This window comes from Variovorax sp. YR750 (assembly GCF_900109805.1).
GTDB classification, from domain to species: Bacteria; Pseudomonadota; Gammaproteobacteria; order Burkholderiales; family Burkholderiaceae_C; genus Variovorax; species Variovorax gossypii.
On sequence record NZ_FOBJ01000012.1, the window covers coordinates 213,249 to 230,659 of the forward strand.

17 protein-coding genes and 1 tRNA gene are annotated in these 17,411 nt (G+C 65.5%); 17 read left to right on the plus strand and 1 reads right to left on the minus strand.

Features of this window, described 5'->3' with window-relative positions:
* Positions 1-21: 21 nt before the first annotated feature.
* On the minus strand, positions 22-393 hold the full coding sequence (locus BMY35_RS24230; protein WP_093204788.1) for an Hsp20/alpha crystallin family protein: 372 nt from the start codon (positions 391-393) through the stop codon (positions 22-24).
* A gap of 124 nt (positions 394-517) precedes the next feature.
* Between BMY35_RS24230 and BMY35_RS24235 the strand changes: the two genes are divergently transcribed.
* The 17 genes from BMY35_RS24235 to nuoH all read left to right on the plus strand — a co-directional run bounded on the left by BMY35_RS24235 (position 518) and on the right by nuoH (position 17,400).
* Positions 518-1,807, plus strand: a complete 1,290-nt coding sequence (locus BMY35_RS24235) for a branched-chain amino acid ABC transporter substrate-binding protein (RefSeq protein WP_093204790.1) — start codon at positions 518-520, stop codon at positions 1,805-1,807.
* A gap of 32 nt (positions 1,808-1,839) precedes the next feature.
* Positions 1,840-3,000 carry a pyridoxal phosphate-dependent aminotransferase gene (locus BMY35_RS24240; protein ID WP_093204792.1) on the plus strand — a complete coding sequence of 387 codons (1,161 nt, stop codon included), beginning with the start codon at positions 1,840-1,842 and terminating at the stop codon, positions 2,998-3,000.
* A gap of 78 nt (positions 3,001-3,078) precedes the next feature.
* On the plus strand, positions 3,079-4,026 hold the full coding sequence (locus tag BMY35_RS24245) for a DMT family transporter (RefSeq protein ID WP_093204795.1): 948 nt from the start codon (positions 3,079-3,081) through the stop codon (positions 4,024-4,026).
* An 88-nt stretch (positions 4,027-4,114) separates the two neighbouring features.
* Entirely contained in the window at positions 4,115-4,381 is a 267-nt protein-coding gene (gene rpsO / locus BMY35_RS24250; protein ID WP_007837783.1) for a 30S ribosomal protein S15, read from the plus strand.
* Between the two features lie 206 nt (positions 4,382-4,587).
* Positions 4,588-6,903, plus strand: a complete 2,316-nt coding sequence (pnp, locus tag BMY35_RS24255) for a polyribonucleotide nucleotidyltransferase (protein WP_093204797.1) — start codon at positions 4,588-4,590, stop codon at positions 6,901-6,903.
* A gap of 91 nt (positions 6,904-6,994) precedes the next feature.
* Positions 6,995-7,993 carry an NAD(P)H-quinone oxidoreductase gene (locus tag BMY35_RS24260; protein ID WP_093204800.1) on the plus strand — a complete coding sequence of 333 codons (999 nt, stop codon included), beginning with the start codon at positions 6,995-6,997 and terminating at the stop codon, positions 7,991-7,993.
* Positions 7,994-8,013: 20 nt separating this feature from the next.
* The gene (tpiA, locus tag BMY35_RS24265; RefSeq protein ID WP_371287190.1) at positions 8,014-8,778 is read left to right on the plus strand and encodes a triose-phosphate isomerase; all 765 of its coding nucleotides are present in this window, start codon (positions 8,014-8,016) and stop codon (positions 8,776-8,778) included.
* A gap of 37 nt (positions 8,779-8,815) precedes the next feature.
* Positions 8,816-9,217 carry a preprotein translocase subunit SecG gene (gene secG, locus BMY35_RS24270; protein WP_093204804.1) on the plus strand — a complete coding sequence of 134 codons (402 nt, stop codon included), beginning with the start codon at positions 8,816-8,818 and terminating at the stop codon, positions 9,215-9,217.
* Positions 9,218-9,336: 119 nt separating this feature from the next.
* Positions 9,337-9,421, plus strand: a tRNA-Leu gene (locus BMY35_RS24275).
* Between the two features lie 67 nt (positions 9,422-9,488).
* Positions 9,489-9,848, plus strand: coding sequence for an NADH-quinone oxidoreductase subunit A (locus BMY35_RS24280; protein ID WP_012748607.1), 360 nt, complete (start codon positions 9,489-9,491; stop codon positions 9,846-9,848).
* 15 nt (positions 9,849-9,863) lie between these two features.
* Positions 9,864-10,343: a NuoB/complex I 20 kDa subunit family protein gene (locus tag BMY35_RS24285; RefSeq protein WP_007837763.1), complete on the plus strand. Its 480-nt coding sequence runs from the start codon at positions 9,864-9,866 to the stop codon at positions 10,341-10,343.
* A 13-nt stretch (positions 10,344-10,356) separates the two neighbouring features.
* Entirely contained in the window at positions 10,357-10,968 is a 612-nt protein-coding gene (locus BMY35_RS24290) for an NADH-quinone oxidoreductase subunit C (RefSeq protein ID WP_093204806.1), read from the plus strand.
* Between the two features lie 5 nt (positions 10,969-10,973).
* Positions 10,974-12,227, plus strand: a complete 1,254-nt coding sequence (locus BMY35_RS24295; protein ID WP_093204809.1) for an NADH-quinone oxidoreductase subunit D — start codon at positions 10,974-10,976, stop codon at positions 12,225-12,227.
* A gap of 10 nt (positions 12,228-12,237) precedes the next feature.
* Positions 12,238-12,795 (plus strand): NADH-quinone oxidoreductase subunit NuoE family protein, encoded by a 558-nt coding sequence (nuoE, locus tag BMY35_RS24300; RefSeq protein ID WP_177213691.1) that lies wholly within the window; start codon positions 12,238-12,240, stop codon positions 12,793-12,795.
* Positions 12,795-14,135, plus strand: a complete 1,341-nt coding sequence (nuoF, locus tag BMY35_RS24305; protein WP_093204812.1) for an NADH-quinone oxidoreductase subunit NuoF — start codon at positions 12,795-12,797, stop codon at positions 14,133-14,135. The genes nuoE and nuoF overlap by 1 nt, the downstream gene beginning before the upstream one ends.
* A gap of 17 nt (positions 14,136-14,152) precedes the next feature.
* Positions 14,153-16,324, plus strand: a complete 2,172-nt coding sequence (gene nuoG, locus BMY35_RS24310; protein ID WP_093204814.1) for an NADH-quinone oxidoreductase subunit NuoG — start codon at positions 14,153-14,155, stop codon at positions 16,322-16,324.
* Entirely contained in the window at positions 16,321-17,400 is a 1,080-nt protein-coding gene (gene nuoH / locus BMY35_RS24315; RefSeq protein ID WP_371287191.1) for an NADH-quinone oxidoreductase subunit NuoH, read from the plus strand. Before nuoG ends, nuoH begins: the two co-directional genes overlap by 4 nt.
* Positions 17,401-17,411: the final 11 nt, after the last annotated feature.

Here is a 17,411-nt window from a genome sequence, read left to right on the forward strand (position 1 = left end):
CTCTTGTGGGCATAGGCCGAATTAGTTGATTTGCAACTGCATGGCCTGGCTCACCGGCACCAGCTTGCCGAGCTTCAGCGTGAGCACGCCGTTCTCGAGCTTCGCTTCGCTGGCGGCCACGTCGATGTCCTGCGGCAGTTCGTAGGCGGCCTTGAACTGGCGCTTGGCTTCTGCCTTGCTTTCGATGCGCAGGACGGCGCCTTCGATGCTGATCGCGAGGTCTTCGCGCGCGAAGCCCGGAACGTCGAGCGAGAGGGTCCAGCTCTTGTCGTCCTGCTCCACCAGGGGCGAGCGGCGGGCGCCTGCGAAGGCTTCGTTCACGAAGCGTTCGAACGAGCGGTCATACGCGCGGGGAGCGAAGCGGGCGGTGCGAAGGGTAGGGGCGAAAAACATGATGAAGAACTCCTGAATCAACACAATGGGGACAAGGAATGTGTGTCCCTTACACTGCGCGGCCGTTCAATCGTGAGTGCCGCTTGAGACCTCATCTAGGCGCAGCGGCACGCGTTTCAAGACAATGAGTCCCCCCTTTAATTTGCGTCGCGAGGCCTTGAAATTCGCGGCGCTGGCGCTATGCGCGAGGCCCTTCGCAGCGCTTGCGCAGACGCCTCCCGCGCCCATTCGCCTGGCTCTCATCGAAAGCATGAGCGGGCCCTTCGCCAACACCGGAGAGGCGGTGTTTCGCAACCTGCTGTGGGCGGTGGAGCGCGTGAATGCGCGCGGCGGGGTCAAGCTGTCCGGTGTTCCCGGAGGTGCGCGCCCGTTGCAGCTCGACCGCTACGACAGCAAGGGACAGAACGAGGAAGCGCTTTCCGCGCTGCGCGCCGCGCTGGACGACGGCGCACGCATCGTGCTGCAGGGCAATTCGTCGGCCACGGCTGCTGCGCTGATCGACGCCATCGACAAGAACAATGAGCGTGATCCTTCGCGGCGCGCGATCTTCCTGAACTACGCGGCGGTCGATCCCTCGCTCACGAACGAGCGCTGCAGCTTCTGGCACTTCCGCTTCGACGCGCACGCCGACATGCGCATGGCCGCGCTGATGGACGTGGTGAAGGACGACGCAACGCTCAAGCGCGTCTACCTGATCGGGCAGGACTACAGCTTCGGCCAGGCCGTGCTGCGCGAGGCGCGCCGGCAGCTCGGCGCGCAGCGGCCCGACGTGGAGATCGTCGGCGACGAGCTGCACCCCATGGGCAAGGTGAAGGACTTCGCGCCCTATGCAACGAAGATCATCGCCAGCGGCGCGCAGGCGGTGGTCACGGGCAACTGGGGCAACGACCTCACGCTGCTGGTGAAGGCAGCGCGCGAAGCGGGCTTCAACGGCAGCTTCTACACCTTCTACGGCAATGCACTGGGCGCGCCGGCGGCCATCGGCGACGCGGGCATCGGGCGTGTGGTCGCGGTGGCCGACTGGCTGCCCAACGTGCAGACGGCACAGTCCGAGGCCTTCTATCGCGCCTTCCGGGCGCGCTTTCCGAAGCCATCCGACGACTACGTGCACATGCGGCTGCAGCTGATGATCGAGGCGCTCGTGCAGGCCGTCGAGCGCGCCGGCAGCGTCGAGGCGGTGCCGGTGGCGCGCGCGCTGGAGCAGGCCGACGTGAGCCTGTACGGCCAGCGCGGGCGCATGCGCGCGGCGGACCACCAGTTCCAGCAGCAGCTCGTGGTCGGCGTGATGGACCGGCAGGGCAGGCCGGGCGTGCAGTTCGACGTGGAAGGCTCCGGCTACGGCTTCCGCGTGGTCAAGACGATCGCCCCCGAACGCGCCGAGCTGCCGACCTCGTGCAAGATGAAGAAACCTTGACCTGAAGTTGACGAAGAACAGGAACACCGGACATGCGTGAAGCCATCCACAACCTCGAAGCATCGAAGATCCGCGAAGTCGCCAATGCCGGCATGGGCCGCGACGACGTGCTGGCCTTCTGGTTCGGCGAGAGCGACGAAGTCACCCCCGAGGTGGTCCGCCAGGCGGCCATCGAATCGCTGCAGCGCGGCGAGACCTTCTACGCCCACAACCTCGGCCTGCCCGAGCTGCGCGAAGCCATCGCGCGCTATTCGAGCGCGCTGCATCCGACGATCGATGCGGCGCGCATCGCCGTCACCTCGGGCGGCGTGAGCGCGTTGATGCTCGCCGTGCAGGCGCTGGTCGACGCGGGCGACGACGTGGTCGCCGTCACGCCCGTGTGGCCCAACCTGACGGCGCAGCCCGCCATCATGGGCGCGCACGTGCGCACGCTGCCGCTGGTGCCGGTGAATGGCCAGTGGACGCTCGACCTGCCGGCGCTGCGCGCGGCGGTCACGTCGAAGACGAAGCTGCTGATCGTCAACGCGCCGAACAATCCCACGGGCTGGACCATGACCCGCGAGGAGCAGCAGGCCGTGCTCGATCACTGCCGCCAGACCGGCACCTGGATCCTGGCCGACGAGGTGTACGAGCGGCTCTACTTCGAGCCCACGCCCAACGCCTGCGCGCCGAGCTTCCTCGACATCTCGAAGCCCGATGACCGCCTGGTGGTCACGCACAGCTTCTCCAAGAGCTTCCTGATGACCGGCTGGCGCCTGGGCTGGCTGGTGCTGCCGCCCTCGATGGTGGACGGCATCGGCAAGCTGATCGAGTTCAACACCTCGTGCGCCAGCGTGTTCACGCAACGCGCCGCCATCGCCGCCATCGAGCACACGGCCGAGATCACGCCGCGCGTGGTGGCGCACCTCAAGCAGTGCCGCGACACGCTGGTGCCGCTGCTGGCTGCGTTGCCGGGCGTGCAGGTGGCGCCGGCCAAGGGCGGCATGTACGCCTTCTTCCGTCTGGAAGGCTTCGGCGATTCGCTCGAGGTGGCCAAGCGGCTGGTGGCCGAGGCGGGCCTGGGGCTCGCGCCGGGCAATGCCTTCGCGCCCGAGGCGCAGGGCTGGCTGCGCTGGTGCTTCGCCTCGAAGGACCCGCAGCGGCTGGTGAAGGGCGTGGAGCGGCTGCGCGACTGGCTGGCGCGGCAGAAGTAGCACGCCGGCTGCAATTTCGTTCAATACGCGGCGCGCAGGGGCCGCGAAGCTCGGGTTTTCTTTTCGGAAAGGCCCGGGATGTCGTCGCAACGGTTGAAAGGCATGGCGCTTTGCGCGCTGGCAATGGTCACGGTCGGGAGCACGGTGGTGGCCAGCAAGGTCATCGCGGCGGGGCTGCCGCCTTTCACCGCGACCGCGCTGCGCTTCGCGCTGGCGCTGCCTGTGTTCCTCGTGCTGCTGCGGCTGACCCGAACGCCATGGCCGAGGCCCGATCGGCGCGACCTGGCGCTGCTGGTGTGCCAGGCCGGGCTGGGAAGCGTGGGCTACACGGTGCTGCTGATCCTGGGCGTGCGCTGGGCGCCGGCCGCCAGCGCGGGCGTGGTGGCGGGCACCTTGCCGGCGGTGGCCGCGCTGGTGGCGGTGATCGCGCTGCGCGAGCGGCCGGGGCGGTTTCTGGTGGGCAGCATCGTGCTGGCGACGGCGGGGGTGCTGGCGATCAGCTGGCCTGGGGCGGGGGCGGTTTCGGCAGGGGACTCGAAATCCCCTGCGGCGCTGATCGGCAACCTGCTGGTGCTGGGCGCCGTGGTCTGCGAGGCGATGTTCATCCTGCTCAACAAGCGGCTGCGGGTGCCGGTGAGTCCGCTGGCGCTGTCCACGCTGATGACGGCTTTCGGGCTGCTGCTGTCGCTGGTGCCCGCCCTGTTCGAGCGGGCCTGGGTGCAGCCCCTGCCTGCGGACGCCCTGGCCGGTGTGGCCTACTACGCCCTGGTGCCCACGGTGCTGGGCTTCGTGCTGTGGTTTGCCGGATCTTCCCGGCTGAATGGGGCCGAGGCGGCGCTTTTCACCGCCGTGCTGCCGGTTTCGGCGCTGGTGCTGGCGGCGCTGTGGCTGGGGGAAAGCATCAGCCCGGCCCAGATCGGCGGGGCCGCCTGCGTTCTGGGGGCGGTGGGGCTGGCGTCGCTCGACGGAAGGCCTTCCGGGCCTTCCAAGGGGGCGAAAAGCCCGGGAAGGGCGGTCGGGCTATAATTCCAAGGCTTTGCATGCCGCAAGGCGCACGGCGAGGGCAGTTCCAGTCCTTGCCGCAAGTCAAACATCCCGGAACAAGGAAATCAACATGATCGCAGCCTCCATCAAGGCCGAAGTTGTCAAGGACAACGCCCGCGCCGCCAACGACACCGGCAGCCCCGAAGTGCAAGTCGCACTGCTGACCGCCCGCATCAACGAGCTCACCCCCCACTTCAAGACGCACGCCAAGGACCACCACGGTCGTCGCGGCCTGCTGCGCATGGTGAGCCGCCGTCGCAAGCTCCTCGACTACCTCAAGTCCAAGGACGCCGACCGCTACACCGCGCTGATCGCCAAGCTGGGTCTGCGCAAGTAATCCAAATCGCATGAAAAAACGCCTGGGTTAGTCCGCTAGCTCAGGCGTTTTTTACTTCGCGATCCACTTTCGGAGTGCCCAAACAGAGCGAAGCTGTGTCATTCCAATGAAGTTCTCCCCGAGCTTCGCTGGAATGGCATCGTGTTCTGAGAAGCCTCCGTCACCTGCGGACTCCGTGTAGTTCGCTATCAAAACAGGAGCAAAACATGAGCCTCTTCAACAAAGTCACCAAGTCGTTCCAATGGGGCGACAAGACCGTGGTCATGGAAACGGGCGAAATCGCCCGCCAGGCCAGCGGCGCAGTGCTCGTCGACATCGACGGCACCGTCATCCTCGCGACCGTGGTCGCCTCCAAGTCGGCCAAGCCCGGCCAGGACTTCTTCCCGCTGACCGTCGACTACATCGAGAAGACCTACGCCGCCGGCAAGATCCCCGGCAGCTTCTTCAAGCGCGAAGCCAAGCCCAGCGAGCACGAAACGCTGACCAGCCGCCTGATCGACCGCCCGATCCGCCCGCTGTTCCCCGAAGGCTTCCTGAACGAAGTGCATGTGGTCATCCACACGATCTCGCTGAACCCCGAAGTCGACGCCGACATCGCCGCCATGATCGGCGTGAGCGCCGCGCTGTCGATCTCCGGCGTGCCGTTCAACGGCCCGATCGGTGCCGCCCGCGTGGGCTACATCAACGGCCAGTACGTGCTGAATCCGGGCCAGACCGCCCGCAAGGATTCGCAGATGGACCTCGTCGTCGCCGGTACGCAAGCCGCCGTGCTGATGGTCGAATCCGAAGCCCTGCAACTCAGCGAAGAAATCATGCTGGGCGGCGTGGTGTTCGGCCACGAGCAGGCCAACATCGCCATCAACGCGATCCATGAACTCGTGCGCGACGCCGGCAAGCCCGTGTGGGACTGGCAGGCGCCCGCCGAAGACGAAGCCTTCGTCGCCAAGGTCAAGGGCCTGGCCGAAGACAAGCTGCGCGCCGTCTACCAGATCCGCAGCAAGCAGGCTCGTACGCAAGCCCTGCGCGAAGCCAACGCCAGCGTGCTCGAGGCCCTGAAGGCCGAAGGCGCCGAATTCGACTCCGGCAAGGTCAGCGACCTGCTGTTCGCCATCGAATCGAAGATCGTGCGCAGCCAGATCCTGTCGGGCGAACCCCGCATCGACGGCCGCGACACGCGCACCGTGCGCCCCATCGAGATCCGCAACTCGGTGCTGCCCCGCACCCACGGTTCGGCCCTGTTCACGCGCGGCGAAACGCAGGCGCTGGTCATCACCACGCTCGGCACCGAACGCGACGCGCAGCGCATCGACGCGCTGGCCGGCGAGTACGAAGACCGCTTCCTGTTCCACTACAACATGCCTCCCTTCGCCACCGGCGAAGTGGGCCGCATGGGCTCGACCAAGCGCCGCGAAATCGGCCACGGCCGCCTGGCCAAGCGCGCGCTCGTCGCCGTGCTGCCGAACAAGGAAGAGTTCCCGTACACGGTTCGCGTGGTGTCGGAAATCACCGAGTCGAACGGCTCGTCGTCGATGGCATCGGTGTGCGGCGGCTGCCTCTCGATGATGGACGCCGGCGTGCCCATGAAGGCGCACGTGGCCGGCATCGCCATGGGCCTGATCAAGGAAGACAACCGCTTCGCGGTGCTGACCGACATCCTGGGCGACGAAGATCACCTGGGTGACATGGACTTCAAGGTGGCCGGCACGACCAACGGCATCACCGCCTTGCAGATGGACATCAAGATCCAGGGCATCACCAAGGAGATCATGCAGGTCGCACTGGCACAGGCCAAGGAAGCGCGCATGCACATCCTCGGCAAGATGCAGGAAGCGATGGGCGAGGCCAAGGCCGACGTGTCGCAGTTCGCTCCGCGCCTGACCACGCTGAAGATCAACCCCGAGAAGATCCGCGACGTGATCGGCAAGGGCGGCGCCGTCATCCGCGGCCTGCAGGAAGAGACCGGCACGACGATCAACATCGACGAGGACGGCACCATCACCATCGCCTCGACCGATCCGGAAAAGGCCGAGCTGGCCAAGAAGCGCATCGAGCAGATCACGGCCGAAGTCGAAATCGGCAAGGTCTACGAAGGCCCGGTCACCAAGATCCTGGACTTCGGCGCGCTCATCAACCTGCTGCCCGGCAAGGACGGCCTGCTGCACATCAGCCAGATCGCGCACGAGCGCGTCGAGAAGGTGACCGACTATCTGAGCGAAGGCCAGATCGTGAAGGTCAAGGTCCTGGAAACGGATGAGAAGGGCCGCGTCAAGCTGTCCATGAAGGCCCTGACCGAGCGTCCGGCCGGCATGGAATACAGCGAGCGCCCGCCCCGCGAAGACCGTGGTGACCGCGGCGAGCGTCGTGAACGCGGCGACCGTGGCGATCGCGGTGACCGTGGTGGTGATCGCGGCGACCGTGGCGAACGCGCACCGCGCTTCAACGGCGAGCAGCAACAGCAGCCGCGCAGCGAAGCCCCTGCCGGCGAGCAGCCGCAGCAGGCCCCGCGCGAGCCTCAGGAGTAAGAAGGGCGCAACGGCGGTCCCTGTGGCCGCCGCTGCTATCTTTTGAACGTCAAGCTTCGCCCCATCTGCGGGCGTTGGAGGCCGAAGGACCATGAAAGCCATTGAAATCACTTCGTACGGCGCCCCCGAGGTGCTGCGCGTCGCCGAGCGTCCCGACCCTGTGGCGGGCGTGGGCGAGCTGCTGATCCGCGTCGCGGCGAGTGGCGTCAATCGTCCGGACGTGTTGCAGCGCAAGGGGCACTATCCTGTGCCGCCGGGTGCGTCCGATCTGCCGGGCCTCGAAGTGGCCGGCGAGATCGTGTCGGGCGACGCCGCGGCGCTGGCCGAGGCGGGCTTCAAGGTCGGCGACCGCGTCTGCGCGCTGATCGCCGGCGGTGGCTACGCCGAGTTGTGCGTTGCGCCCGTGGCGCAGTGCCTGCCCGTGCCCAAGGGGTGGAGCGATCTCGAGGCGGCGTCGCTGCCCGAGACCTTCTTCACCGTCTGGAGCAACGTGTTCGAGCGCGGCCGCCTGCAGAAGGGCGAGACGCTGCTGATCCAGGGCGGCTCGAGCGGCATCGGCGTCACGGCGATCCAGATCGCCAAGGCGCTCGGCGCCACCGTGATCGTCACGGCCGGCAGCGACGACAAGTGCGAAGCCTGCCTCAAGCTCGGCGCCGACCACGCCATCAACTACCGCACGAGTGACTTCGTCGAAGAGGCGAAGAAGCTCACCGGTGGCAAGGGCGTGGACGTGGTGCTCGACATGGTTGCGGGCGATTACGTGGCGCGCGAGGTCGAATGCCTGGCTGAAGACGGCCGTCTGGTCATCATCGCGGTGCAGGGCGGCGTGAAGAGCGAGATCAATGCGGGCCTCGTGCTGCGCAGGCGGCTCACGATCACCGGCTCGACGCTGCGTCCGCGGCCGGTGGCGTTCAAGGGCGCCATCGCCAAGGCGTTGCGCGAGAAGGTCTGGCCGCTGCTGGAAAGCGGCGCGATCAAGCCCGTGATCCACAGCACCTTTGCTGCAGCAGGTGAGCCCAGCGGTGCGGCCCAGGCTCATGCGCTGATGGAATCGAACCAGCACATCGGCAAGATCGTGCTGACATGGTGAGTGACGAGAAGACGAACGCGATGACAACCAAGAAGAAGCTGATCGCCGGCAACTGGAAGATGAACGGCAGCCTGGCTGCCAACGAGGCGCTGGTGAAGGCCCTGCAGCAGGGCCTGGCCGCAAGCCCGGCGGCTTGCGACGTGGCCCTGTGCGCGCCCGCGCCTTACTTCGCGCAACTGCAATCGCTGCTGGCGGGTTCGCCGGCGCTGGGGCTCGGTGCGCAGGACATTTCGGCGCATCCGCAAGGTGCGTTCACCGGCGAGCAGTCGGCCGCGATGCTGAAGGACTTCGGTGTGCGTTATGCCATCGTCGGTCATTCGGAGCGCCGGCAGTATCACGGCGAGACCGACGATGTGGTCGCTGCCAAGACGGCTGCGGCGCTGGCCGGCGGCATCACGCCGATCGTGTGCGTGGGCGAAACGCTGGCACAGCGCGAAGCAGGGCAGACCGAAGAAGTCGTCAAGCGCCAGCTGGCTGCGGTCATTCATGTGAACGGCCATTGCATCAGCGAGATCGTCGTGGCGTACGAGCCTGTGTGGGCCATCGGCACGGGCAAGACGGCCACGCCCGAACAGGCGCAGGCTGTGCACGCGGTGCTGCGCGCACAGCTGCATCACGCGGCGAGCGAGCATGCCGCCGGCATCCGCATCCTCTACGGCGGCAGCATGAATGCGGCGAATGCCGCCGAGCTGCTGGCACAGGCCGACATCGATGGCGGCCTCATCGGTGGCGCATCGCTCAAGGCGCCCGACTTTCTGCAGATCATTTCCGCCGCTGCGCGCTGAACGCGCAACGGCTGCCTCAAATTAGGAGTAAGAACGAATGAACCTGGTCCTCAACCTTCTGGTCGGCGTGCAGATGCTGGCTGCCCTCGCAATGATCGGCCTGATCCTGATCCAGCACGGCAAGGGCGCCGACATGGGCGCGGCCTTCGGCAGCGGCAGTGCGGGCAGCCTGTTCGGTGCCAGCGGCAGTGCCAACTTCCTCTCGCGCACCACGGCGGTGCTCGCTGCCGTGTTCTTCGCATGCACGCTGCTGCTTGCCTATTTCAGCCACGCGCGTCCCGCTGGCGGCGGCAGTCTTCTGGAGCGTGCAACGGTGGGTGCGCCTGCTGCGCCGACCTCCGGTGCGGCCAACGAAATTCCTGGTGCTGCTGCTCCCAATGCTCCTGCTTCGGCTCCTGCAGCCCCTGTTTCGGGTGCGGGCCAGATTCCGAGCAAGTAATCAACTCGTTTTCATGAGTTGCCCGTGAGAAATGGCTCCATTTCAGGGTAAACTCTAAATCTGTTCGGAAAGCCAAATTCCTCTTGCGGGTACCTCATGCCATCCGAACAGAAAAAACCGCGGTCGTGGTGAAATTGGTAGACACGCTATCTTGAGGGGGTAGTGGCGAAAGCTGTGCGAGTTCGAGTCTCGCCGACCGCACCAAATCTCATCGGCAGAAAACCTCATCCAGAGGTTCTTCCTGCCGGTGGCAAGCGGTGAAAAACTCTCGATGAATCTCGATTCCTACCTCCCCGTCCTTTTGTTCATTCTGGTCGGAGTCGGCGTAGGCGTCGCCCCTCAGGTCATCGGATACATTCTCGGCCCCAACAGGCCCGACGCCGCAAAGAACGCTCCCTACGAGTGTGGCTTTGAAGCCTTCGAGGATGCGCGCATGAAGTTCGACGTGCGCTATTACCTCGTCGCGATTCTCTTCATCCTGTTCGATCTCGAGATTGCCTTTCTCTTTCCGTGGGCCATTGCGCTCAAGGAGATCGGTGCTGTCGGCTTCTGGGCCATGATGATCTTTCTCGCCATCCTCGTCGTGGGCTTCGCCTACGAGTGGAAAAAGGGTGCGCTCGACTGGGAATGACAAGGAAGAAACACGATGGCCATTGAAGGCGTTCTCAAGGAAGGCTTCGTCACCACGACCTACGATTCGGTCGTCAACTGGGCGAAGACTGGTTCTCTCTGGCCGATGACCTTCGGCCTTGCATGCTGTGCGGTGGAGATGATGCACGCGGGCGCCGCCCGCTATGATATCGACCGCTTCGGCATGCTGTTCCGCCCCAGCCCGCGCCAGTCCGATCTGATGATCGTGGCCGGCACGCTGTGCAACAAGATGGCTCCGGCTCTGCGCAAGGTCTACGACCAGATGCCCGAGCCGCGCTGGGTTCTCTCCATGGGTTCGTGCGCGAATGGCGGTGGCTACTACCACTACAGCTATTCGGTCGTGCGCGGCTGCGACCGCATCGTGCCGGTCGACGTCTATGTTCCGGGTTGCCCGCCCACCGCCGAGGCCTTGCTCTACGGCGTGATCCAGTTGCAGCAGAAGATTCGCCGCACCAACACCATTGCCCGCGCCTGAGGGATTGCCGACGATGACTGACTTTGCAATTTCGCCGGAGGTGCTGCGCGCCACCGTCGCCGAGACTCTCGGCGCCAAGGCCAAGAGCGTGACCGTTGCCCTCGGCGAAGTGACCGTCGTGGTCGGCGCCGCCGACTATCTCGAGGCCTCCTTGCTGCTGCGCGATGCGCCCGGCTGCCGTTTCGAGCAGCTGATCGATCTCTGCGGCATGGACTACTCCAGCTACCGTGAAGGCGAGTGGCAGGGCGCACGCTACGGCGTCGTCTCCCACCTGATGTCTGTGAGCCTCAACCAGCGCCTGCGCCTCAAGGTGTTCGCGGACAGCGATGACTTCCCTGTTGTCGACTCGCTGCAGTCCGTCTGGAATGCCGCCACCTGGTTCGAGCGCGAGGCCTTCGACCTCTACGGCATCGTGTTCGAAGGTCACGACGACCTGCGCCGCATCCTGACCGACTACGGCTTCATTGGCCATCCGTTCCGCAAGGACTTCCCGGTGTCGGGTCACGTCGAGATGCGTTACGACGAAGAGCAGAAGCGCGTGGTCTACCAGCCGGTTTCCATCGAGCCGCGCGAAATCACCCCGCGCGTGATCCGCGAAGACAACTACGGCGGCGGTTTGCACTGACTGATATGGCCGAAATCAAGAACTACACACTCAACTTCGGTCCCCAGCACCCGGCAGCGCACGGCGTGCTGCGCCTCGTGCTCGAGCTGGACGGCGAAGTGATCCAGCGTGCCGACCCCCACATCGGCCTGTTGCACCGCGCCACCGAGAAGCTTGCCGAATCGCGCACCTTCATCCAGTCGCTGCCGTACATGGACCGTCTCGACTACGTGTCGATGATGAGCAACGAGCACGCCTACTGCCTTGCCATCGAGCGCATGCTGGGCCTCGAGGTGCCGGAGCGCGCGCAGTACATCCGCGTGATGTTCGCCGAGATCACCCGCCTGCTGAATCACCTGCTGTGGCTCGGTGCTCACGGCCTGGACTGCGGTGCGATGAACATGCTCATCTACTGCTTCCGTGAGCGCGAAGACCTGTTCGACATGTACGAGGCCGTCTCTGGCGCGCGCATGCACGCGGCGTACTTCCGTCCGGGCGGCGTGTACCGCGACCTGCCGGATGCGATGCCGCAGTACAAGGTCAGCAAGGTCAAGAACGCGAAGGCCATCGAGAAGCTCAACGAGAACCGCCAGGGCTCGCTGCTCGACTTCGTCGACGACTTCTGCAAGCGCTTCCCGAAGATGGTCGACGAGTACGAGACGCTGCTCACCGACAACCGCATCTGGAAGCAGCGCACCGTGGGCATCGGCGTGGTCTCGCCGGAGCGCGCGCTGAACCTCGGCTTCACCGGCCCCATGCTGCGCGGCTCGGGCATCGAATGGGACCTGCGCAAGAAGCAGCCCTACGACGTCTACGACCGCATGCAGTTCGACGTGCCCGTCGGCAAGACCGGCGACTGCTACGACCGCTACCTGGTTCGCGTCGAAGAGATGCGCCAGGCCAACCGGATCATCCAGCAGTGCTCGGCCTGGCTGCGTGCCAACCCCGGTCCTGTCATCACCGACAACCACAAGGTCGCCGCGCCCGCGCGCGAATCGATGAAGGCGAACATGGAGGAGCTGATCCACCATTTCAAGCTCTTCACCGAAGGCTTCCATGTGCCCGAAGGCGAGGCGTATGCCGCCGTCGAGCATCCGAAGGGCGAGTTCGGCATCTATCTCGTGAGCGACGGCGCCAACAAGCCGTACCGCTTGAAGATCCGCGCCCCTGGTTTCCCGCACCTCGCCGCCCTCGACGAAATGTCGCGCGGTCACATGATCGCCGACGCTGTCGCGGTGATCGGCACGATGGACATCGTGTTCGGCGAGATCGACAGGTGAGAAAGAGCGAATGACTTCCTCGACCCACCACCATGACACGGCGCCCTCGGCGCCTTCTGCCCCTCTGGAGCCTGCGATCCTCGAGCGCTTTGCGCGCGAGGTGGCGAAGTACCCCGAAGCGGGCAAGCAGTCGGCCGTGATGGCCTGCCTGTCCATCGTCCAGCAGGACGAGGGCTACGTCAGCCTGCAGCGCGAGCGCGAGATCGCCGACTACCTCGGCATGGCGCCCATCGCCGTGCACGAGGTGACGACCTTCTACAACATGTACAACCAGCATCCGGTGGGCAAGTTCAAGCTCAACGTGTGCACCAACCTGCCTTGCCAGCTGCGCGACGGCGTCACCGCCCTCGTGCATCTCGAGAAGAAGCTCGGCATCAAGATGGGCGAGACCACGACCGACGGCCTGTTCACGCTGCAGCAGAGCGAATGCCTCGGCGCCTGCGCTGATTCGCCCGTGATGCTGGTCAACGACCGCACGATGTGCAGCTTCATGACCAACGAGAAGCTCGACCAGCTGGTCGACGGCCTGCGCAACGCCGCGCCGGCCACCAAGGGGGAGGCTTCCTGATGTCACCCGAACAAGTGCTCCAGCAGTTCCAGGCGACGGGTGTCCAGACCTGTTTCCATGACCGCCACATCGAGCCGCAGATCTACGCGGGCCTCGATGGCACCAACTGGCGCCTGGCCGACTACGAGGCGCGCGGCGGCTACCAGGCCCTGCGCAAGATCCTCACCGAGGGCCTCACGCCCGACCAGGTGATTGCCGAAGTCAAGGCCTCGGGCCTGCGCGGCCGCGGCGGCGCCGGTTTCCCGACGGGCCTGAAGTGGAGCTTCATGCCCCGCCAGTTTCCGGGCCAGAAGTACCTCGTCTGCAATTCGGACGAAGGCGAGCCGGGTACGTGCAAGGACCGCGACATCCTGCAGTTCAACCCGCACATCGTGATCGAAGGCATGGCCATCGCCGCATACGCGATGGGCATCAGCGTGGGCTACAACTACATCCACGGCGAGATCTTCCAGACCTACGATCGCTTCGAGGAAGCGCTTGAAGAAGCGCGCGCCGCCGGCTACCTCGGCGACAAGATCATGGGCAGCACGTACAACTTCCAGTTGCACGCGGCTCACGGCTTCGGCGCCTACATCTGCGGCGAGGAAACCGCGCTGCTCGAATCGCTCGAAGGCAAGAAGGGCCAGCCGCGCTTCAAGCCGCCGTTCCCGGCGAGCTTCGGCCTGTACGGCAAGCCGACCACCATCAACAACACCGAGACCTTCGCGGCGGTGCCCTGGATCATCCGCAACGGCGGCCAGGCATACCTCGAGTGCGGCAAGCCGAACAACGGCGGCACCAAGATCTACTCGGTGAGCGGTGACGTCGAGCTGCCCGGCAACTACGAAGTCCCGATGGGCACCCCGTTCTCCAAGCTCCTCGAGCTGGCCGGCGGCGTGCGCAAGGGCCGCACGCTGAAGGCGGTGATTCCCGGTGGTTCGTCTGCCCCGGTGCTGCCTGCGTCGATCATGATGGACTGCACGATGGACTACGACTCCATCTCCAAGGCCGGCTCGATGCTGGGCTCGGGCGCGGTCATCGTCATGGACGACAGCCGCTCGATGGTCGAGTCGCTGCGCCGCCTGTCGTACTTCTACATGCACGAGTCCTGCGGCCAGTGCACGCCCTGCCGCGAAGGCACGGGCTGGCTCTACCGCGTGGTGGACCGCATCCACAATGGGCAGGGCAGGGCGTCCGACATGGACCTGCTGAACTCGGTGGCCGACAACATCCAGGGGCGCACGATCTGCGCCCTCGGCGACGCGGCGGCGATGCCGGTGCGCGCCATGATCAAGCATTTCCGTCACGAGTTCGAGGCCCTGATCCCGGGCTACGTACCGAAAGCGCCCGTCAAGGCCTGAGCGCGAGAAACACACATATGGTTGAAATCGAACTCGACGGCAAGAAGGTCGAAGTCGCCGAAGGCAGCATGGTCATGCATGCGGCCGACAAGGCCGGCACGTACATCCCGCACTTCTGCTATCACAAGAAACTGAGCATCGCGGCCAACTGCCGCATGTGCCTCGTGGACGTGGAAAAGGCGCCCAAGCCGATGCCGGCCTGCGCCACGCCCGTCACGCAGGGCATGATCGTCCGCACCAAGAGCGAGAAGGCCATCAAGGCGCAGCAGTCGGTCATGGAGTTCCTCCTGATCAACCACCCGCTGGATTGCCCGATCTGCGACCAGGGCGGTGAGTGCCAGCTGCAGGATCTGGCCGTCGGCTACGGCGGTTCCTCTTCGCGCTACGAAGAGGAAAAGCGCGTCGTCTTCCACAAGGACGTCGGCCCGCTGATCAGCATGGAAGAGATGAGCCGCTGCATCCACTGCACGCGCTGCGTCCGCTTCGGCCAGGAAGTGGCCGGCGTGATGGAGCTCGGCATGTCGAATCGCGGCGAGCACTCCGAAATCGAAACCTTCGTGGGCGACTCGGTCGACTCAGAGCTCTCGGGCAACATGATCGACATCTGCCCGGTCGGCGCGCTCACGAGCAAGCCCTTCCGCTACAGCGCCCGCACCTGGGAACTGTCGCGCCGCAAGTCGGTGAGCCCGCACGATTCGACCGGCGCCAACCTGATCGTCCAGGTCAAGAACAACCGCGTGATGCGCGTGGTGCCGCTCGAGAACGAAGACGTCAACGAATGCTGGATCGCCGACCGCGACCGCTTCTCGTACGAAGCCCTCAACGGCCCGGAACGCCTGACGCAGCCCATGCTGAAGCAGGGCGGCCAGTGGCAGCAGGTCGACTGGCAGACGGCGCTCGAGTACGTCGCCAACGGCCTGAAGCAGATCAAGGCCGACCACGGCGCGCAGAGCATCGGTACGCTGGTCAGCCCGCACAGCACGCTCGAAGAACTGCAGCTCGCCACCATGCTCACGCGTGAGCTCGGCAGCGACAACATCGACTACCGCCTGCGCAACGCCGAATTCGCGGCCTTCGAAGGCGTGCGCTGGCTCGGCACCTCGATTGCCTCGCTCACGCAAGTGCAGCGCGCGCTGGTCGTGGGCTCGAACCTGCGCAAGGAACACCCGCTGTTCGCGCAGCGCATCCGCCAGGCCGTGCGCAAGGGCGCCGCGCTGTCGGTGATCACGTCGGCAAGCTTGATGGCGGACCGCGACGCCTGGGCCATCAACGTGGCGCAGTCGTCCATCGTCGAAGCCGGCCAGTGGGTCGAAGCACTCGCAGCAGTGGCCGCCGCCATCGGCGAGACCAACGGCGCAGCTGCGCCGCTGGCACCGAAGAACGCACCTGATGCCACCGCGAAGGCGATCGCCGCCTCACTGCTGAGCGGCGAGCGCAAGGCCATCCTGCTCGGCAACGCCGCCGCGCACCACGCCCAGGCGAGCAGCCTGCTGGCGCTGGCCAACTGGATCGGCGCGCAGACCGGCGCCACCGTCGGGTACCTGACCGAAGCCGCCAACACCGTGGGCGCGCAGATCGTCGGCGCCTTCCCGAAGAACGGCGGCCTCGATGCCGGCCGCATGCTCGCCGACGGCTCCGGCCTGAAGGCCGTGCTGCTGCTGAACACCGAGCCGGTGTTCGATTCGGCCGCCGGAGCTGCCGCCGCCGATGTCATCGGCAATGCGCAGATGGTCGTCACGCTGAGCCCCTTCAAGGCCAACCTCGAATTCAGCGACGTGCTGCTGCCGATCGCACCGTTCACCGAAACCCCTGGCACCTTCGTCAATGCCGAAGGCCGCCTGCAAGGTTTCCACGCCGTCGTGAAGCCGCAGGGCGAAACGCGTCCGGCCTGGAAGGTGCTGCGCGTGCTGGCCAACCTGCTGGGCCTGCCCGGCTTCGCGTTCGAATCGACCGCCGAAGTGCTGGCCACCGTGGGTGACAAGGGCGCGGTGCCGGCGAATGCGCTGAGCAATGCCACGTCCGCGAATGCCGCCGCTTCGAACGGCGCGGTTGCCGCACCCGTGGTCGCGAGCATCTACCAACTGGATTCGATCGTGCGTCGCGCACCGTCGCTGCAACTGACCGCCGACGCACGCAACGCATCGGCCGGTTCGAACGTGTCGGCTCGTGCCGAGGAGGCACTGGCATGATCGTCGACACCATTCATGGCTTCGGCCAAGGGCTGGTTGCCGCAGGTTGGTGGACCGGCGTGGTCTGGCCGGTGGTCTGGACGCTGATCAAGATCATCGTCGTCGTCATTCCGCTGATGCTGGCCGTGGCGTACCTCACGCTGTGGGAGCGCAAGGCCATCGGCTTCACGCAGATCCGCATCGGCCCGAACCGCATCGGACCGCTGGGCCTGCTCCAGCCGATCGCCGACGCGCTCAAGCTGATGACCAAGGAAATCATTCTTCCGACGGTCGCCAACAAGGGCCTGTTCCTGCTCGGCCCGATCATGACCATCATGCCGGCGCTGGCCGCGTGGGCCGTGATTCCCTTCGGTCCCGACGTGGCGCTGGCGAACATCAACGCCGGCCTGCTGTTCGTGATGGCCATCACCTCGCTCGAGGTGTACGGCGTGATCATCGCCGGCTGGGCATCGAACTCGAAGTACGCTTTCCTGGGCGCGCTGCGCGCCTCGGCACAGATGGTGAGCTACGAAATCGCGATGGGCTTCTGCTTCGTCGTGGTGCTGATGGTCACCGGCAGCCTGAACATGACGGAAATCGTCAACGTGCAGGGCAAGGGCATATTCGCCAACATGGGCGTCGGCTTCCTGTCGTGGAACTGGCTGCCGCTGCTGCCGATCTTCGTCGTCTACTTCATTTCGGGCCTTGCCGAAACCAACCGCCACCCCTTCGACGTGGTGGAAGGTGAGTCCGAAATCGTGGCCGGCCACATGATCGAGTACTCGGGCATGAGCTTCGCGATGTTCTTCCTGGCCGAGTACGCCAACATGTGGCTCGTCTCGATCCTGACCGTGGTGCTGTTCCTCGGCGGATGGCTGCCGCCGTTCGAGTTCCTGAGCTTCATCCCGGGCTGGATCTGGCTGGGCCTCAAGACCTTCTGCGTGGTCACCATGTTCCTGTGGGTGCGTTCGACGTTCCCGCGCTTCCGCTATGACCAGATCATGCGTCTGGGCTGGAAGATCTTCATTCCCGTCACGCTCGTGTGGCTGGTCGTGGTCGGTGGCTGGATGCAGACGCCGTTCAACATCTGGAAATAACAGGGAGCGCC

Coding starts and splice junctions, on each gene's coding strand:
- secG (WP_093204804.1), top strand. CDS start 8,816: ATGAACCTGGTCCTCAACCTTCTGGTCGGCGTGCAGATGCTGGCTGCC.
- pnp (WP_093204797.1), top strand. CDS start 4,588: ATGAGCCTCTTCAACAAAGTCACCAAGTCGTTCCAATGGGGCGACAAG.
- BMY35_RS24290 (WP_093204806.1), top strand. CDS start 10,357: ATGACTGACTTTGCAATTTCGCCGGAGGTGCTGCGCGCCACCGTCGCC.
- BMY35_RS24280 (WP_012748607.1), top strand. CDS start 9,489: ATGAATCTCGATTCCTACCTCCCCGTCCTTTTGTTCATTCTGGTCGGA.
- nuoE (WP_177213691.1), top strand. CDS start 12,238: ATGACTTCCTCGACCCACCACCATGACACGGCGCCCTCGGCGCCTTCT.
- nuoF (WP_093204812.1), top strand. CDS start 12,795: ATGTCACCCGAACAAGTGCTCCAGCAGTTCCAGGCGACGGGTGTCCAG.
- BMY35_RS24240 (WP_093204792.1), top strand. CDS start 1,840: ATGCGTGAAGCCATCCACAACCTCGAAGCATCGAAGATCCGCGAAGTC.
- BMY35_RS24260 (WP_093204800.1), top strand. CDS start 6,995: ATGAAAGCCATTGAAATCACTTCGTACGGCGCCCCCGAGGTGCTGCGC.
- nuoG (WP_093204814.1), top strand. CDS start 14,153: ATGGTTGAAATCGAACTCGACGGCAAGAAGGTCGAAGTCGCCGAAGGC.
- BMY35_RS24245 (WP_093204795.1), top strand. CDS start 3,079: ATGTCGTCGCAACGGTTGAAAGGCATGGCGCTTTGCGCGCTGGCAATG.
- rpsO (WP_007837783.1), top strand. CDS start 4,115: ATGATCGCAGCCTCCATCAAGGCCGAAGTTGTCAAGGACAACGCCCGC.
- BMY35_RS24285 (WP_007837763.1), top strand. CDS start 9,864: ATGGCCATTGAAGGCGTTCTCAAGGAAGGCTTCGTCACCACGACCTAC.
- BMY35_RS24295 (WP_093204809.1), top strand. CDS start 10,974: ATGGCCGAAATCAAGAACTACACACTCAACTTCGGTCCCCAGCACCCG.
- BMY35_RS24235 (WP_093204790.1), top strand. CDS start 518: ATGAGTCCCCCCTTTAATTTGCGTCGCGAGGCCTTGAAATTCGCGGCG.
- nuoH (WP_371287191.1), top strand. CDS start 16,321: ATGATCGTCGACACCATTCATGGCTTCGGCCAAGGGCTGGTTGCCGCA.
- BMY35_RS24230 (WP_093204788.1), bottom strand. CDS start 393: ATGTTTTTCGCCCCTACCCTTCGCACCGCCCGCTTCGCTCCCCGCGCG.
- tpiA (WP_371287190.1), top strand. CDS start 8,014: ATGACAACCAAGAAGAAGCTGATCGCCGGCAACTGGAAGATGAACGGC.